2 protein-coding genes and 1 pseudogene are annotated in these 527 nt (G+C 68.3%); all 3 read left to right on the top strand.

The genetic code is table 11. The annotated features are described in order from the left end of the window. Window positions 1–163: pseudogene (locus BN4348_RS61860) on the top strand (type II secretion system F family protein); the annotation flags it as partial. A gap of 18 nt (window positions 164–181) precedes the next feature. Further along, window positions 182–382, top strand: a complete 201-nt coding sequence (locus BN4348_RS53050; RefSeq protein ID WP_066916597.1) for a DUF4244 domain-containing protein — start codon at window positions 182–184, stop codon at window positions 380–382. A 35-nt stretch (window positions 383–417) separates the two neighbouring features. Beyond that, window positions 418–527, top strand: a 110-nt coding sequence (locus BN4348_RS61855; protein ID WP_328589072.1) for a TadE family type IV pilus minor pilin, incomplete at its 3' end; no start/stop codon positions are given.

The raw sequence follows: 527 nt of genomic DNA, 5'->3' as shown, positions 1-527 counted from the left end.
CCGCCAGGACGCCGCGCATGCCGCCACGGCGGCCGCCGAACGAGCCGGGGTTCTGATCGCCGGACCGCTCGGTCTGTGCTTTCTTCCGGCGTTCGTGTGCCTGGGCATCGTTCCGGTGGTGGCCGGGCTGGCCGGTGATGTCTTGCAATCGGGCCTGCTGTGAAACGAAGGAAAGGCATTGATGGTCAACGTTTTCCGCACCTTGCTGGCGCGCCTCGCGATGCTGGCGACCGACGAGTCGGGTATGTCCACCGTCGAATACGCGATCGGCACAATAGCCGCCGCCGCGTTCGGCGCGATCCTCTACACCGTTGTGACGGGCGATTCCATCGTCTCGGCGCTGACCAACATCATCGGTCGCGCGCTCAACACCAAGGTCTAGCGGGTTGTGCCGGGGCGAGCACCGTCGAGGCGGCGCTGGCGGTCGCCGCGCTGGTCGTGGTGCTGGTTTTGTGCCTGGCCGGCATCACCGCGGTGTCGATGCAGGTGCGCTGCGTCGACGCCGCCCGCGAGGCGGCCCGGCTGGC

This window comes from Mycobacterium interjectum (assembly GCF_900078675.2).
GTDB lineage: Bacteria > Actinomycetota > Actinomycetes > Mycobacteriales > Mycobacteriaceae > Mycobacterium > Mycobacterium interjectum.
Note: the sequence above shows the minus strand (reverse complement) of the source record. Positions and strands in the feature narration are given on the sequence as shown.

Bases quoted from the DNA above. Each gene is read 5' to 3' on its own strand.
- BN4348_RS53050 (WP_066916597.1), top strand. From the start codon at position 182: ATGGTCAACGTTTTCCGCACCTTGCTGGCGCGCCTCGCGATGCTGGCG.